This is a genomic window from Haloarcula sp. CBA1129 (assembly GCF_008729015.1).
Classification (GTDB): domain Archaea; phylum Halobacteriota; class Halobacteria; order Halobacteriales; family Haloarculaceae; genus Haloarcula.
Window position 1 is genome coordinate 784,268 of sequence record NZ_RKSM01000001.1, and the last position, 15,562, is coordinate 799,829.

A 15,562-nucleotide genomic window follows, 5' to 3' on the forward strand; every position below is an offset into this window, starting at 1 on the left:
CGGCCGAGATCCTACGGGTAGTGCTTTGGGTAACATTAGTACACCTGTTATCTAATTCGCCCTGACTCCTATTCCCATCAATTCGCTGTGAGATTTACCTGAATGGATTTCGTCGTGCTAAGGACTTGCCCGGTGATGTCTTCCCTGAGATACCGGCCGTTCAATCGGTCAACAGGGCCACAAACCCCAAGCGCAGCGACCCGATTGCCATTGACATCGGGGAGCGGGGCGGCAACGCCGATTATCCCCTTGTAGTGTTCTCCTCTGCAGAACGCGATACCGTCGTCACGGATTCGGCGCAGTTCCTCAGTGAGCTCGTCCGGATTGACGATGGTGGCGTCGGTCGGTGCAACGAGCTCCGTTTCGTTGAGAATCGATTCGACACGATCACTTGGGAGCGACGACAGCAGTGCCTTTCCCGTAGCGTTGACGTGAAGTGGCAACCGTTCGCCTGCGTGGAACGGGACTGACCAGCCGTCATCGGGCTCGGAGATCGACACCGGAACTCCGGCCGCCTCTTCGAGAACGAACAGCGTCGCTGTTTCCCCCGTTGCCGCCGCGAGATTCTCCAGTTGCTGTTTCGCCGCTTGATGGAAACTGAGACTTTCGCGCGTTCGCTCACCGAGAGCCAGTGGACGGAGCGACGCCTCGTATTTCTCTGCGCGCTTGACCACGTATCCTGCCGCACGCAGCGTCGCGAGATGGTTGTGTGCGACGCTCTTGGAAACCCCGACGATATCTGCAAGGTCTGTGACGCCGACAGGCTCGGTAGCGTCGACAAGCGCTTCTAGAATCGCCACCGAGGTCTGGGTCGATTCAACCGCATACTGTGGTTCGTCAGTCATTGTACTCCGTTTTGACCCAGCACATCAAAAGTCTGTTCACTAGAGCAGAACAAACAGTGTCATGTGAATTAGTAACATTCCGCTCCTACATTATTTATTAGATTGAACTGGATTGCTCCGGTGCCTGATCGCCGAAATTTATGCGTTCTTCTCTCCAGAACGAGTCTAATACGCTCGAAGCTATTTCGCCAGCACGTAGAAAACCACCGTTTCAGGCTGACCAGACCGCTTCAGGCGCGTCGGAATCGTGGATGACCCGACGGAGTGCAGACACGACAGCGGCTGGATTGTCGGTCTGCCAGACGCTCCGCCCCGTCACGATACCCCGGGCCCCGGCCGCCATCGCACCAGCAACATCGTCAAGCATCGCCTGAACAGACCCTGACGACGGACCACCGAGAATCATCACCGGAACCGGGGCGTTCCGGACAATGGGTTCGAATGAATCGCGGTCACCGGTGTACGGCGCTTTGAGAATATCGGCCCCGAGCTCCCAACCGATCCGGCAGGCGTTTGCGACGTACTTCGTATCAGTCTCGAAGCGGTCAGGAACCTCGTTGCCCCATATGACAGTCTCGACGATGTGGGGGACACCAGAACCCCGCAGGGATTTGGTTATCTCGGTTATGTAGTCGACGTTTCGCTCGAATGGCTGGCTATCCTGCCGGCCGAAGGCGAGTACCGACTTGACGCCTACGGGGTCACACGCCAGCAAGCGGTCGGTGTCACACGCCTGCTGTTGCACCCACGGACCGATATCCTCGCCGGGCCGACTCGACGGTGACACGAAGTCCGCAGTCACGAGAACGTCTGTCGACGACGCGGCGAACGTATCAGCGAATCGCTCGGCGAAGTACGGTCCGACGAGCACACCGTCGGGTTCGCCTGCAAGTACCGAATCAAGCGTGGCCTTGGGGTCCTCGAAACCGTCTATTGCACCCATTCCGATGCCGTGGTCAAGCGCCACGACGACCGCGTTACCGGAGTTGGTATCGAGGAGGTCGTACTCGCTCACTCAGAGTCCCCTGGAATGACTACTTTCTTCAGCCCCTCAGCGTTACCCATCCGGTCGAACGCAGTCGGGAGGTCATCAAGCCTGATGCGCTCGGTGATGAGCGTCTCGGCGTCGATACGTCCGTACTGGAGGAGTGTTATCGCCCGCTCGAAGTCCTCGGTCGTCAACGAGAACGATCCGTGGTAGCCCACTTCGTCGAAAAAGATGTCGAACGGACTGATTTCCATCGTCGCTTCTTGGTCGGGAACGCCGAAAATGAGTGTCGACCCGCCGGGGGCGGTCACTGCGTTGGCCTGTTCGATTGTCGGGACGAGCCCGATGGCCTCCGCACCGACGTCGACCGGTCCGCCGGCCGCTTCGGGAATCGCTTTCTCTGGGTCTTCCTTGTTGGGGTCGATGACGGCATCCGCGCCGAGGTCGGCCGCTAGTTCGCGCCGCTCGTCATCGAGTTCGGAGACAACGATGGGGGCAGCGCCAGCGTTGCGGAACGCCTGCAGGAGCAACAGGCCGATGGGACCAGCTCCGATAATTCCGACGCTATCGCCGGGTTTGATGTTCGCCTGCTCGACGCCGTGGACACAGCAGGCGAGTGGTTCGGCGAGGGCGGCCCGCTCGAACGACATTTCGCCGATGTCTTCGACATTGATGGCCGGCACGCGGACGTACTCGGCGAAGGCACCGTCGAGGATGGTGTCACCGGCGCCGCCGATGCTCGTGTTGTTCTCACAGAGGTGCGTCGCCCCCTTCTTGCAGTACGAACACGCGTTACATGGCACTGTAGGGTTGATTGCGACGCGGTCACCGACCACAAACCGGTCGACATCAGCACCAACCTCTGCGACGGTTCCGGCGCCTTCGTGGCCCAGAACCAGCGGCGTTTCAGCGGCGAAGGTGCCGTGGTACATGTGGTAGTCGGTCATACAGACGCTACAGGCACCAACCTGGACGAGGACCTCGTCGTCGGCTGGCTCCGGTCGGTCGCGCTCTTCGACGGTGATTTCGCCGACGTCTGTTAGCGTGCTTGCGCGCATCAGCCGCCCTCCGCTGGTCGGGTCGCGGTCGTCACTGCAACAGTACTCCGGTCGTGCGTTGGTGTTGGTTGGGTCATGAATTGGTTGGGCCGGAGTCCGCCGCCACTGGTCCAGGCTGGCTGGACGGACAGCGGACTCGGCGTCAATCCGTACCACAGTTGTTTTCGGACCGCGTATTAAAATCTTGCCACGGATCCCCGCAATCGGGGACCAATCGGAAACCGCGCGCCAGCACATCGCATTCGGCCGTCGGTCCGTCCGCGAGGTGAGTATTCTACCTTACAGATGATTACCTTTATTATGCATCGGTAATTCGATAGTGACGAGGCAAACTGGCATGACGAACTCCAACAGGCGGAAGTTTCTGAAAGCGACAGGTGTCGGACTACTCGGCGGTCTCGCTGGCTGTACACGAGGCGGCGATGGCTCAAACGGCGGCGCGAGTGACGGCTCAAGCGATGGTAGCGATGGCGGAACCAGCACTGACGGAAACGACGGCGACCTCGCGATTCCGCTCAGCGAGTACGAGGACGCCGATATCGACTGGCAACAGTTCGAGGGCTCCTCAATAAACATCGGGGCTGTCCAGCACCCCTGGGTTTCAGCCATCAAGCCCGCGATCCCGGTCTTCGAGGAACTGACTGGAATCGATGTCGTCTGGAACGTGCTCCCCGAACAGCAGTTCCGGACCAAGCGCCAGACTGACGTCAGTACCGGGGCCGGGCAGTTCGACGTCTTCTACATGGATCAGGTCGTCAATCAGTTCCGGGAGGAAGGCTGGATACAGCCCCTCGACCCGTACTTCGAGGACGACAGCCTCTTCGACGAGGACTGGTACAACACCGACGACCTCTTCGAGGCGTCGCGGTGGCAGGCCCACGGTGGCGGCTACAGCGACACGTGGACCGGGATGCCAATCACTGTCGAAGTCCAGACGCAGTTCTACCGAAAGGACCTCTACGAGAAACACGATCTGGAGGTCGCGGAGACGCTCGAACAGTTCCGGCAGAACGCCCAGACCATCCACGAGAACGAGTCGGACGTCGTCGGCACCGTCGGCCGTGGCGACAAGGGCTACGGGATGAATATCTACGTCCTGAACACGTTCCTCCGCCAGAACGGCGCAGAACTCTGGGACAGTTTCCCGGACGATTCCGGCCTCGATTCCGACGGCGTCATCAACGCGGCCGAGTGGTACGTCAGCCTGCTGCAGGACTACGGTCCCGAAGGGGCTTCGACCCAGACCTGGTCGGATGTCCTCTCGACGATGCAGGAAGGGCGCGCCGGCCACATCGTCTCCGACGCAAACCTGTTCTGGCCCGGACTCACCGGCTCTGACTCCTCAGTTGCAGATAACGTCGGTATCGCGAAGGTTCCGAGTCCGGAAGACGGCCAGTTCTCGCCGAACGCGTTCAACTGGCAGATATCCACGTCGAAGAACGCGCAGAACTCCGAGCAGGCGTTCCTGTTTATGGTGTGGGCGTCCTCACAGCCGACCAACACCTGGATGCACGTCGAAGGCGACGCCGCGTTCTCCGTCCGGCAGTCCGTCTGGGAGAACGACGACTTCCGCTCGCAGGTGGGCGAGAACTTCGCGCAGGTCACACTCGAATCACTGCAGGAAGCGGCACCGGACCCATTTGACCGGAAGTACCCGCAGTGGGGCCAGCGCTATTCCGAGGAACTCCAGCGCGCCATCGCCGGCCAGAAGTCTGCTGAGGTGGCGATGACCAAGGCCGCATCGGTTGCCGAGGATATCTACGACAACTGAACCCCAGCCATACCAGAGTCACGATACATCCCCACCAATGAGTACACCAACGCAAACCGAAACGGCTTCAAAATCGACCTTCGCCAGACTGAGCGCCCTCTGGAACGAGTACCTCCCGTACTGGTTCATCGCACCGATGGTGCTGGTGATGGTCAGCATCACCTTCTTCCCCGGTGCGTATGACCTGTATCTCAGCCTGATCGCAGAGCCGACGCTTGACGTATTTGCGGCTGATTTCGTCGGGCTGTCCAACTTCGAGACGGCGTTTACTCGCGGCGGCGCCGTCCACTCGTTCGTCATCACGATCACCGTCGTCGCCAGTGCGCTGTTGCTCGAAACCGCACTCGGATTCATCCTGGCTGCGCTCGTCGCCGGCGTCGGCTCCAGTCGAACGAAGTCGTTCTACAGGGTGCTGTTCATCATTCCGATGGCCGTCGCACCCGTTTCCTTGGCGACCATCGGCCGGATTATGTTGAACACCGAGATCGGCATCATTCCCTACGTCATAAGTACCGGAACGCCGTTCGCAGCGCCAAACTTCCTTTCGGATGTTCCGCTGCTGACAGTGATTCTACTGGACGCGTGGAACTGGACGCCGTTCATGTTCATTATCTTCTACGCCGGCCTCTCGTCAGTACCGAAGACGCTTATTGAAGCGTCACGTGTCGACGGTGCGCCGATGTGGCGACGCTACGTCCACGTCATCATTCCCTACATGAAACCGGTCGTGTTCGTCGCCACGCTCATCCGGATGATTGACCTGTTCCGCACCTTCGGCGTGGTGTACGGCCTCACGGGTGGCGGCCCCGGAACGGCCACCCAGTTAGTGAGTATCAACATCTACGAACAGATGTTCATCAACAACCAGATCGGTGTGGCGGCTGCGATAGCTGTCGTCTACCTAGTCTTTGTCATCGCGATTGCGAACATCGTCATTGCGAAGGTCGGCTTCGAGGGGGTGTGGGACTAATGGCGACGACAGACGGTGACTCCGCAACCGCGTCACAACGACTCGACAAGGACACGCGGGAGAGGCTCGTCACGGCGGTCCGACACACCATCCTGCTGATGTGGTCGTTCATTGTGCTGTTCCCACTGTACTGGCTCGCGTCGATGTCGCTGAAGCCGCCTGGAACAGCGAATTCGCTGCCGCCGGACTGGATCTTCCTGCCGACCGTGTACAACTACATCCAACTGTTTCAGGATTCGGGCTTCGTCGGGGCCTTTGCGAACAGCCTCATCATGGTGTCCGCGTCGGTCGTGCTGGTGCTGTTGATCGGCGTGCCAGCGGCGTACGTCCTTTCGCGGTACGACATCCCAATGGAGCGGGACGTACTCGTGTGGATACTCTCCTCACGGATGCTGCCGCCCATCGCTGTAGTACTCCCATTCTTCATCATCTTTCAGGAGTTCAACCTGTTCGACACGCGCATCGGGATGGTGCTGATGTACGTCAGCATCAATCTCTCGCTGGTTGTCTGGGTGATGAAAGCATTCTTCGATGGTATCCCCGAGACCTTAGAGGAAGCGGCCCGGGTCGACGGTGCGACCCAGTTCCAAGGGTTCAGGAAAGTGGTCCTGCCGGCGGCAAAGCCCGGAATCTTCTCTGTCGCGATTATCAGCTTCATCTTCGCGTGGATCGAACTACTGTTCGGGCTCGTGCTGACGAGCTTCGAGGCCGTGCCGGTAACGCTGTTCGTCTACTCGTTCATCGGCTCCCGTTCCATTGAGTGGGGAATGCTCGCGGCCGCCTCGACAGCGATGATCGTTCCGGTTGTCATCTTCCTGATAGCGGTCAACAAGTATCTCGCTGCCGGACTGAGCTTCGGTGTGGTGATCAAAGAATGAGCACCACGCCCACGCCACGACAGGTATCGATAGCAAATCACACCCCTGCGGCGGGGATAGGCAGTCGCGACACGGAGGCTCACTAATGGCTCGTATCACAATCGACGACGTCACGAAACGGTTTGGAGACGGAGATGAATCGATCGTTGCGGTCGACGACGTCTCCTTGGACATCCGCGATGGCGAGTTCATCGTCTTCGTCGGGCCGTCCGGGAGCGGGAAGTCGACGCTCATGCGCATCGTCGCTGGGCTGGAAACGCAATCGGAAGGCGACATCCGCATCGGCGAGGACGTCGTCAACCAACTCGGTCCGCGCGCCCGGGACATCGCGATGGTGTTCCAGAACTACGCGCTGTACCCGAACATGACCGTCGAGGAGAACATGTCCTTCGGGCTGAAGATGTCGACGGATATGTCCTCCAACGAGATTGAGGAGGCCGTCACCTCGGCCGCCGAGATGATGGACATCGGGGAGTTGCTGGACAACAAGCCCGGCGAACTCTCCGGCGGGCAACAGCAGCGCGTTGCGCTGGGTCGCGCTATCGTCCGAGACCCTAACGTCTTCCTGATGGACGAGCCACTATCGAACTTGGACGCGAAGCTCCGAGCAGAGATGCGGACCGAAATCAACCGGCTCCAGAACGACCTCGACGTGACGACGCTGTATGTCACCCACGACCAGACGGAGGCGATGACGATGGGCGACCGGCTCGTTGTCCTCAACTACGGCGAGCTGCAGCAGGTCGGGACGCCGCTGGAGTGTTTCTACCGGCCGGCCAATCAGTTCGTCGCTGGGTTCCTCGGATCACCGTCGATGAACTTCTTCGAGGGCACGGTCGATGGCGGCACACTCCGAGCGGACGGCTTTGATTTCGACCTGACCGAACGGATGCAGTCCTCGGTCGGGGGCCGTAACGAACTCGCCCTCGGTATCCGGCCGGAGGACATGACACTCCACGACGGACCGAACTCGGGCCACGAGTTCGAGGCCGTTGTCGACGTTGTCGAACCGATGGGAAGTATCTCATACGTCTATCTCCGGGCCCAGTCACAGAGCCACGAGCAGACGTTCATCGTTGAGACGGACGGACAGCGCCCGATCAGTGAGGGGCAACAGGTTTATGTCGAGATTCCGGAACGGGACGTCCATTTGTTCGATGCCGCCAGCGGCGAGACAATCCACCAGCGTCAGCTTGGCGACGACGCCGAGCTGGCACTCGAAGAGCAGATGCAGCCCGCCGAGTGACGACGACAGCTGTCGTCGACTCACTCACTACAGTCAGCTGACAATACATTCCACACAACACATGACAGACGAAGATATTTCACACTACGAGACACGGAACGCTATTTGCGAGTACGGACGGAGCCTGCTCAAAGACGACTTGACGACCGGTACCGGCGGGAATCTCAGTGCCCGACTCGACGATGAGCATATCGCTATCAGTCCGTCGGGGGTGCCATACGAGGAGATTGAACCCACGGACGTGCCGGTCGTACAAATGGACGACACTGTTGTCGAGGGCGACGTTGAACCGTCGACGGAGCTCCCGATGCATCTGGCTGTCTATCGTGAGCGACCCGCGGTCGGCGGCGTCGTCCACACGCACTCCCCGTACGCGACGACGTTTGCTTCGCTCGGAGAGGCGATTCCGGCGTCGCACTACCTCCTCTCGTTCACCGGAACAGAGGTACCTGTCGCCGAATACAGAACGCACGCAACGGAGGAACTCGGCGAAGCCGCCGTCGATGCGCTGGGTGAGTCGTTCAACGCCACGCTGTTGCGCAACCACGGCGTGTTGACAGCCGACGAGTCGCTGGATGACGCCTACACGGTCGCGCTGATGGTCGAGTACTGTGCCCGTATCCACCACCAGGCCCGAGCCATCGGCGAACCGGAAATCCTCCCGGATGAGGAAATCGACCGGCTCGCCGATAAGCTCGACAGCTACGGGCAGTAACCACGCATGCCTGTCCCAACTGACCAATGAATCACGTCGCAATCGACATCGGCGCGAGCGGCGGGACGGTGTTCCTCGGCGAGGTGACCGAGTCGTCGTTCGCCGTGCGGGAAGTCCACCGGTTCGACAACCGACCCGTCGAACGGGACAGTCGCTACGTCTGGGACGTCGACGCGCTAGTCGACCACATCGGGGACGGTATCCGGGCCGCCGAGGACCACGCCGACAGCCTCGATACAGTCGGTATTGACACGTGGGGCCTCGATTTCGGGCTCATGGCGGACGGCGAACTGCTCCGTGACCCGGTCTCCTACCGTGACCCCGAGTCGACGGCCACGCGCGACGATGTGTTTGAGGCCGTCGGAAAGCGGCGGCTGTTCGACGCGACCGGCATCACGAACTGGAACACGCCGAACACGCTGTGGCAGCTCCACACCATCGCCAAGCGCGAGCCCGAACTCCTCGAAGCAAGTGACGGCTTGCTCATGATGCCACAGCTCCTTTCCGCGCAGTTGGGCGGCAAACCGGCGGGCGAGGTGACGATTGCATCGACAACGCAGATGGTGGACCCGGAGCGGCGAGCGTGGGCCACTGACCTGCTCGATGACCTGTCGGTTCCCACGGACCTGCTCCCGGACCTGTCCGAACCCGGTCGGTCTCTCGGCGCTGTCGACGACGATATCGTCTCGGGGCTGTCTTCGACGCCAAAAATAGTGACGCCAGCGAGCCACGACACGGCGGCGGCCGTTGCTGGCCTCCCGCTAGGTGAGGATGCTGCGTTCCTCAACACCGGGTCGTGGTTCGTCCTCGGCATGGAACGCGACGACCCTGTGCGGACGGACGCTGCCTTCGAGCAGGCCGTCTCGAACGAGCTCGGCGTCGACGGAACCGTCCGACTCCTGAAAAATATCAACGGCTTCTTTATGCTCGAAGAATGCCGCGAAGCGTGGCGTGAGAGAGGCGAACCGATCGAGTACGATACGCTGTTGTCGGCCGCTGAGGGGGCTCTGCCGCGGGCCGCACTCGTCGATACGGACGCCAACACGTTTGGTATCGATGAGCCGATGCCCGACCAGATCCGGGCCTACTGTCGCCAAACGGATCAGCCCGTTCCAACGGGGCAGGGCGGCATCGTCCGCTGTCTACTCGATAGCCTCGCGACGAAGACGGCGCTAGAAATCGACGCGCTCGCAGCAGTCGTCGACAACACACCGTCGCGGATCGTGCTCGGGGGTGGCGGTGTTCGAAACGAACTGTTCTGTCAGCTACTGGCCGACGCCACCGACCGCCCGGTGTCGACTGGCCCAGTCGAGGCGACGGCTGTCGGCAACGTCCTCACACAGGCCGTCGCTGCCGGAACCGTGCCGGACATCGAGACCGGTCGGCAGTTGGTCGAGTCGGCCTTCGAGACGACGACCTACGAACCGGGGGCTGGCGACGAATGGTCCCGCGCAAAAGAACGGCTGGCCACGTTGACTGACGCCGAGTCTCCCGAGGCCTGACGGTTCACCGCGAAGTGTAGCCGCCGTCCATCACGACGGTCGACCCCGTCATGTACGACGAGGCATCCGACGCAAGGTAGGCGACGAGTTCTTTCAGCTCTTCTGGTCGGCCAAGCCTGCCAATCGGCGTGTTCTCCAGCCACGTCTCCTCCATCTTCGGGTTCTCTTCGAGCACTTCGTCGACGAGTTCGGTCCGCATGTAGCCGGGTGCGATGGCGTTGACGCGGACGCCTTGGTCGCCCCACTCGACGGCCAGAGACTGGGTCAGCATCCTGACGCCGGCTTTCGTCGTGTTGTAGCTGGCCTGTTTCTGCGGGACGTTCACGTCGAAGCCCGACATTGAGGAGATGTTGACGATTCGGCCCTCGCCACGTTCGAGCATCTGTTGAGCGACGTGCTTGGCACAGAGGAATACGCCGTCAAGGTTAACCGATACCACACGCCGCCAGGACTCGATGCTCGTTTCCTCCGCGGGCGAGTTCTCGACGATGCCGGCGTTGTTGACCAGTACGTCAATCGGTCCGAGGCGGTCAGTCACGTCCTCAACCATCGCCTTGACCGAGGCTTCGTCCGTCACGTCGACCTCCGTCGCGATCACGTCCGTTTCGCCGTCGAGTTCCTCCGCTGTTTGGGATGCCTTGTCGATATTCACGTCCGCAATTGCAACGTCGGCCCCAATCTCAGTGAGACCGGTCGCCATCTGTTTGCCCAGACCCTGCGCCGCACCGGTGACGATAGCTGTCTCTCCGTCAAGGGAGAAACTGTCAAGTACACTCATACGTACGCTTGGTGCTCCGGTAGCCTCCAGCATAAATGTACGCCATTCACTGTCACATTCACTGGTGTACCGATGTCGGGAGCCAGTCATTACAAGTACTCTCTCGAAAATTACATAGCCATGCAAATCACCGACTTCGAACTGTTCGCCGTGCCGCCGCGGTGGTTGCTCCTGAAGCTGGAAACTGACGAGGGGATCGTCGGCTGGGGCGAGCCGATCGTTCAGGGCCGATTGGAGACAGTTCGAGCCGCCGTCACCGAACTCATCGAGGCATATCTGCTTGGGGCCGACCCGCTCCGAACGGAGTACCACTGGCGGAAGCTCTACCAGAGCGGGTACTTCCGCGGCGGGCCGATACTCATGAGCGCGCTCGCGGGCATCGACCATGCACTCTGGGATATCAAAGGGAAACACTACGACGCGCCGGTGCATCAACTGCTCGGCGGTCACGTCCGCGATAAACTACTCGTGTACCAGTGGCTCGGTGGCGACGATCCCGAAGACGTGGCCGCAGCGGCAAAGGAGGACAGGGAACGCGGGTATAAGGCGTTCAAGTTTAACTTCGCCCGGGAGTTTCGGCCGATTGAGACGCCGAATGCTGTCGATCATGCAGTTGAGCGTGTAGCCGCAATCCGTGACGCCGTCGGTGACGACGCCCTCGTCGGCGTCGACTTCCACGGCCGCGTTTCGAAACCGATGGCTGCCGATCTCGTCGAGCGCCTCGAACAGTTCGATCTGATGTTCATCGACCAGCCGTTGCTCCCCGAACACGACGACTCGTTTGCCAGTATCGCCGAGCGGACGACTGTCCCGATAGCGACTGGCGAACGGTTCTACTCGCGCTATGATTTCAAGCGACTCCTCATTGATGACGCGGTGTCGATTCTCCAGCCCGACGTGACCCACGTTGGTGGCATCAGCGAGATGCGCAAGGTCGCCTCGATGGCGGAAGCGTTCGACGTAGCTGTCGTTCCACACTGCCCGCTCGGCCCCATCGCGTTCGCGGCGAGCCTCCAGGTCGGGTTCTGCGCACAGAACGTCGTGATGCACGAACAGGACCTCGACCTGCACGATTCGACGACAAGCCAGCGGCTCAAGGTTCTTGAGGACCCGAAGACGTTCCAGTTCGAGGACGGCTACGTCAAGCGACCGACCGGCCCCGGACTCGGTATCGATATCGACGAGGGCCTCATCCGGGAATTGGCACAGACACAGGTCAACTGGTACAATCCGGTCTGGCATCACGAGGACGGCAGCGTCGCGGAATGGTAACTTGACACGGCGACCGAAGAGGGCGGGTCACCCTGTGTATTTTTATGGCTCTGTTCCGTGCCAACAGGTATGCGAACCGCTGTCTTGACAGAGTTGACTGAGTTCGAACTGGAAGATCGTCCCAGACCGTCGCCCGGACCGGACGACGTACTCGTTGCCGTGCGCGACGTGGGTATATGCGGATCCGACGTCCACTACTACGAACACGGTCGGATCGGCGACTACGTCGTCGAAAACCCGCTCGTTCTCGGACACGAGAGCGCCGGCGAAGTTGTCGAGGTTGGCGAGAACGTAATGGACCACGAACCGGGCGATCGCGTCGCACTCGAACCCGGTGTTCCCTGCCGGCGTTGTGCTCACTGCAAGCGCGGCGACTACCATCTCTGTGAATCGGTTCGGTTCATGGCGACGCCGCCACACGACGGCGCGTTCACGGAGTACGTCTCGTGGCCGGCCGACTTCGCCTACGAGCTACCGGAATCCGTCTCCACCGCCGAGGGTGCGCTGTGCGAACCGCTTTCGGTCGGGATTCACGCCTGTCGCCGCGGTAGCGTCGGAACCGGTGACACGGTGCTGATAACCGGAGCCGGCCCCATCGGGCTGATGATACTGGAGGCCGCGCGCGCAACGGGCGCGACGGACGTAATCATGACTGACGTGGTCGACGAAAAGCTGGCATTCGCTGAAGAGCGGGGAGCGGACCTGACTGTCAACGTTACCGAAACGGATCTCCACGGGGCGGTCGCCGAGTACACGGACGGAATTGGTGCCGATGTCGTTGCCGAAGCCTCCGGTGCGGAGCCGTCGATCAAATCGACTATTGATGTGGTCCGTCGCGGCGGCACGGTCGTGTTGGTCGGGCTCGCCAGCGAAGCGGAAGTCCCGATCGACGTGTTGGAACTCATCGACAACGAAGTCGATGTTCATGGCTCGTTCCGGTACAAGAACACATACGACGCGGCTATCGACCTGCTGGCCAACGGCGAAGTCGACGTCGAGGGGATAATCGACTTCCAATCCGGACTCGAAGACATCGACGACGCCTTCCGCCGAGTGATGGAGCCGACTGTCGTCAAGGGCATGATATCACTGGATTCGTAACCGACGCATTCGTCTTTAGTTAGGCCTCACTCCTCGGTTGCGTAGCAGTAGCGAACGTCTCTTATAAGATCGGTCGTTGCTGATGGATTTTCTGTGCGTCCTCGATTAGCCGTTCTAACAACGGTGGTGGCGAGTAGCCGAGGTGCTCGCCAAGTTCGTGGAGGATGAGCTGGGCGTGCGACCGGAAGGTCGCAGCTCAGCGTTCCGGCGGAAACACGATCTCGTCGTCGGCTTGCTCGGTGACCAGATCCAACAGATCACGGCTCACCAGCAGCGACAGCAACGCTGCGTACACCAGAATCTCCACGATGTACGTCTTGCTCGTATCGAACTCATCCAGATTGTACTGCGTCTTCAGCTCACGAAACAGCAGTTCTATTTCCCACCGACATCGATAAATCGTCGCTAGATCTGCCGGCAGAAACTCCTCTCTCGGCAGATTCGTGATGTAGAGATGGTAGTCGTCGCCGTCCTCGTCGCGGACGCCGACGACACGGAACGTCTTGCTATCGTACGATTGCGTGCCCGCGTACTCTCGTCGCTGAAACGTCGCTTCTATCTTAACATCAATGCACTCTCGGTGGAGAGCGTCCACGACATCTTGGATCTGTTCACCTTCCAAGGGAATGGCGTCGCCACGCCATTCCCGTAATTCCGCCGTTATTTCCGGGTTTGCGTTCGGTTTCAGCCGGCTCACGAAGTAGCTGTCATTCTCGTCAATCAGCGCAAAGCGGCGGTACTTGAAGTACACTTGATCGAACAGCACCAACCGGTCTTCTAGCCACGACCCCGTGGAAAACTCGGTGCTGTCGTGCGCTTTCTCGTCAGTGATGTTGAACCGATTAATCGTCTGGTCGGTGACGTTGTGGAGCAGGTGGACCCTCGCTCCACCCTGCTCCCCTCGCCGTGGTTCGAACTCCTCTGAGAGAAGCCGGTGCAACCGCAGCACCGTTCCGTCGGCGATCATCACGTCCCTGAATCGGTCGATGTCAGCGTCAACAGCATCAGGAACAGCGACCTCGTCGATGCCGTGCTCAACGAGCTCGCAGAGATACTCCGCAAAAGTCGGCGTCAGCCGCTGATGGAATCCGCCAGGAGAGAGCGTTCATCAGCAGTGGCGTTGTAGCTGCGCCGGAAACCAGCGAGTGTTCGACTCTCGCCTGCGGTGAAGCCGAACACGAATGACCACACGAGAGCGGGCATCTGCGTTTTCCTGCTGCGTTCGACCACGCCGAGTTCCTCGGCGTGCTCTTCGAGGAACTCGGGGGAAACAGTGTAGTGAGCCGACGCATGATTCTCGATGAGGAGGCTTCTTGCTGCACACTTGACGCCTCCTCATTCCTCTCGAAAAGATGCCTCGATAAGCCGCTGCTGTCACGCGGTTCGTCTCCTAACTAAAGACGGATGGTAACCGACGTTGTACGGAAAGCCGGAGACCGAAACGAAGTCCCCATGCGACAGATATACTGGTATATTTGTAACAGGATTAGCAAGATTAGCCACCATTTGTGTATAGCTATACTTATACAATACGATTTGCCCGTGACTTTCCATCCAAAATTCGTCGTTCACTGCTCTAACAAGCCCAAATCACCCATTTTGACATCTTATTTCCTGATTTCACAACAACAGCAACTCAGTCGGGAGAATCGCACTCTTTAATACTGTTAGTTATCGCCATATGCTCAAAGATTACCAACACACTTATCTAAAGACGAATGCGCATGGAAGTTGATGAAGACGCCGGCATCATCCGACAGAGCGACCTCGAAACCACGACACAGATCGCTACGACCGGCGATGAGGATGAAGAAACCGAGCGCACTGAGTCGGATCTGCAAGTGTACAGCGACACACTCAATGTGACCGAGCTGTCAGAGACGGATCTGTACGACATTGAGAGTACCGATGCGTCCGCAAAGCCGATGTTGACGAGGAGACCAAAGAGACCCGGCTTCAGGGACTGAAAGATCGGCTTGTCGCCAGCGATGCTGACGATGATGAAGCTCAGCAGCTCCAAGACGAGATTGCGGAGCTCGAAGACCGCATTGAGGAACTGATCTCGTTTGATTCTGGGGCGTCCTATCACACCTCTTCAGCGACCGAATAAGCGCTCATCAGCGGTCTGCTTGTAGTAGTCTGTTCTTGCCTCAAGTGAGCAAACAGCACTTCGTGAGTTCGCGGAGGGAGATACTATGTGTAGCTGTTCTATCAGTCTGAACTGTCAGCAACAAAAACTCAGGTTCAGACACACACACCAGATTTTGAGTAAGGATTATACGATCAGTGTCGTAGGAGACGAGATGACTTGCTCTGGAACGAGTTCCTTACTCCAAACTAGGTGTGTTCCTCTAGTCTAGCTGTTCTAGTAAGTAGTAGTGTAGTCCGTGGAGAGACAACGAACGTGTCGCCACAACCCTCTATGTTGCTTCTCTCCG

At 59.5% G+C, this 15,562-nt stretch carries 13 protein-coding genes and 1 pseudogene; 9 read left to right on the forward strand and 5 right to left on the reverse strand.

All coding sequences use genetic code 11. The features are described from left to right. Positions 1-77: 77 nt before the first annotated feature. The 3 genes from Har1129_RS03905 to Har1129_RS03915 form a co-directional block, all read right to left on the reverse strand. Positions 78-845: an IclR family transcriptional regulator gene (locus Har1129_RS03905; RefSeq protein WP_151099476.1), complete on the reverse strand. Its 768-nt coding sequence runs from the start codon at positions 843-845 to the stop codon at positions 78-80. Positions 846-1,056: 211 nt separating this feature from the next. Further along, entirely contained in the window at positions 1,057-1,860 is an 804-nt protein-coding gene (locus Har1129_RS03910) for a class I fructose-bisphosphate aldolase (protein WP_151099478.1), read from the reverse strand. Continuing rightward, positions 1,857-2,891 carry a galactitol-1-phosphate 5-dehydrogenase gene (locus Har1129_RS03915; RefSeq protein ID WP_151099480.1) on the reverse strand — a complete coding sequence of 345 codons (1,035 nt, stop codon included), beginning with the start codon at positions 2,889-2,891 and terminating at the stop codon, positions 1,857-1,859. The genes Har1129_RS03910 and Har1129_RS03915 overlap by 4 nt, the downstream gene beginning before the upstream one ends. 337 nt (positions 2,892-3,228) lie before the next feature. On the opposite strand from Har1129_RS03915, the gene Har1129_RS03920 reads away from it, so the two are divergent. The 6 genes from Har1129_RS03920 (at position 3,229) to Har1129_RS03945 (ending at position 9,973) form a co-directional block, all read left to right on the forward strand. Then, positions 3,229-4,662: a sugar ABC transporter substrate-binding protein gene (locus tag Har1129_RS03920; RefSeq protein ID WP_151099481.1), complete on the forward strand. Its 1,434-nt coding sequence runs from the start codon at positions 3,229-3,231 to the stop codon at positions 4,660-4,662. 37 nt (positions 4,663-4,699) lie between these two features. Further along, entirely contained in the window at positions 4,700-5,632 is a 933-nt protein-coding gene (locus Har1129_RS03925; protein ID WP_151099483.1) for a carbohydrate ABC transporter permease, read from the forward strand. After that, the gene (locus Har1129_RS03930; protein WP_151099484.1) at positions 5,632-6,510 is read left to right on the forward strand and encodes a carbohydrate ABC transporter permease; all 879 of its coding nucleotides are present in this window, start codon (positions 5,632-5,634) and stop codon (positions 6,508-6,510) included. The genes Har1129_RS03925 and Har1129_RS03930 overlap by 1 nt, the downstream gene beginning before the upstream one ends. Positions 6,511-6,595: 85 nt before the next feature. Continuing rightward, the gene (locus Har1129_RS03935; protein ID WP_151099485.1) at positions 6,596-7,756 is read left to right on the forward strand and encodes an ABC transporter ATP-binding protein; all 1,161 of its coding nucleotides are present in this window, start codon (positions 6,596-6,598) and stop codon (positions 7,754-7,756) included. Between the two features lie 61 nt (positions 7,757-7,817). Then, positions 7,818-8,471: a class II aldolase/adducin family protein gene (locus Har1129_RS03940; RefSeq protein WP_151099486.1), complete on the forward strand. Its 654-nt coding sequence runs from the start codon at positions 7,818-7,820 to the stop codon at positions 8,469-8,471. A gap of 26 nt (positions 8,472-8,497) precedes the next feature. Further along, positions 8,498-9,973 carry a rhamnulokinase family protein gene (locus Har1129_RS03945; RefSeq protein ID WP_151099487.1) on the forward strand — a complete coding sequence of 492 codons (1,476 nt, stop codon included), beginning with the start codon at positions 8,498-8,500 and terminating at the stop codon, positions 9,971-9,973. A gap of 4 nt (positions 9,974-9,977) precedes the next feature. Here Har1129_RS03945 and Har1129_RS03950 read toward each other — a convergent pair whose 3' ends face one another. After that, positions 9,978-10,751 carry an SDR family NAD(P)-dependent oxidoreductase gene (locus Har1129_RS03950; protein WP_151099489.1) on the reverse strand — a complete coding sequence of 258 codons (774 nt, stop codon included), beginning with the start codon at positions 10,749-10,751 and terminating at the stop codon, positions 9,978-9,980. A 120-nt stretch (positions 10,752-10,871) separates the two neighbouring features. Between Har1129_RS03950 and dgoD the strand changes: the two genes are divergently transcribed. Both dgoD and Har1129_RS03960 read left to right on the forward strand, forming a co-directional pair. Continuing rightward, positions 10,872-12,023, forward strand: coding sequence for a galactonate dehydratase (gene dgoD / locus Har1129_RS03955; RefSeq protein WP_151099491.1), 1,152 nt, complete (start codon positions 10,872-10,874; stop codon positions 12,021-12,023). 69 nt (positions 12,024-12,092) lie between these two features. Next, positions 12,093-13,124 (forward strand): NAD(P)-dependent alcohol dehydrogenase, encoded by a 1,032-nt coding sequence (locus Har1129_RS03960; RefSeq protein ID WP_151099492.1) that lies wholly within the window; start codon positions 12,093-12,095, stop codon positions 13,122-13,124. A gap of 61 nt (positions 13,125-13,185) precedes the next feature. Here the strand turns inward: Har1129_RS03960 and Har1129_RS03965 are convergent. Next, a pseudogene (locus tag Har1129_RS03965) lies at positions 13,186-14,416 on the reverse strand (IS4 family transposase). 432 nt (positions 14,417-14,848) lie between these two features. On the opposite strand from Har1129_RS03965, the gene Har1129_RS21285 reads away from it, so the two are divergent. After that, positions 14,849-15,091, forward strand: a complete 243-nt coding sequence (locus tag Har1129_RS21285) for a hypothetical protein (RefSeq protein ID WP_305037537.1) — start codon at positions 14,849-14,851, stop codon at positions 15,089-15,091. Positions 15,092-15,562: the final 471 nt, after the last annotated feature.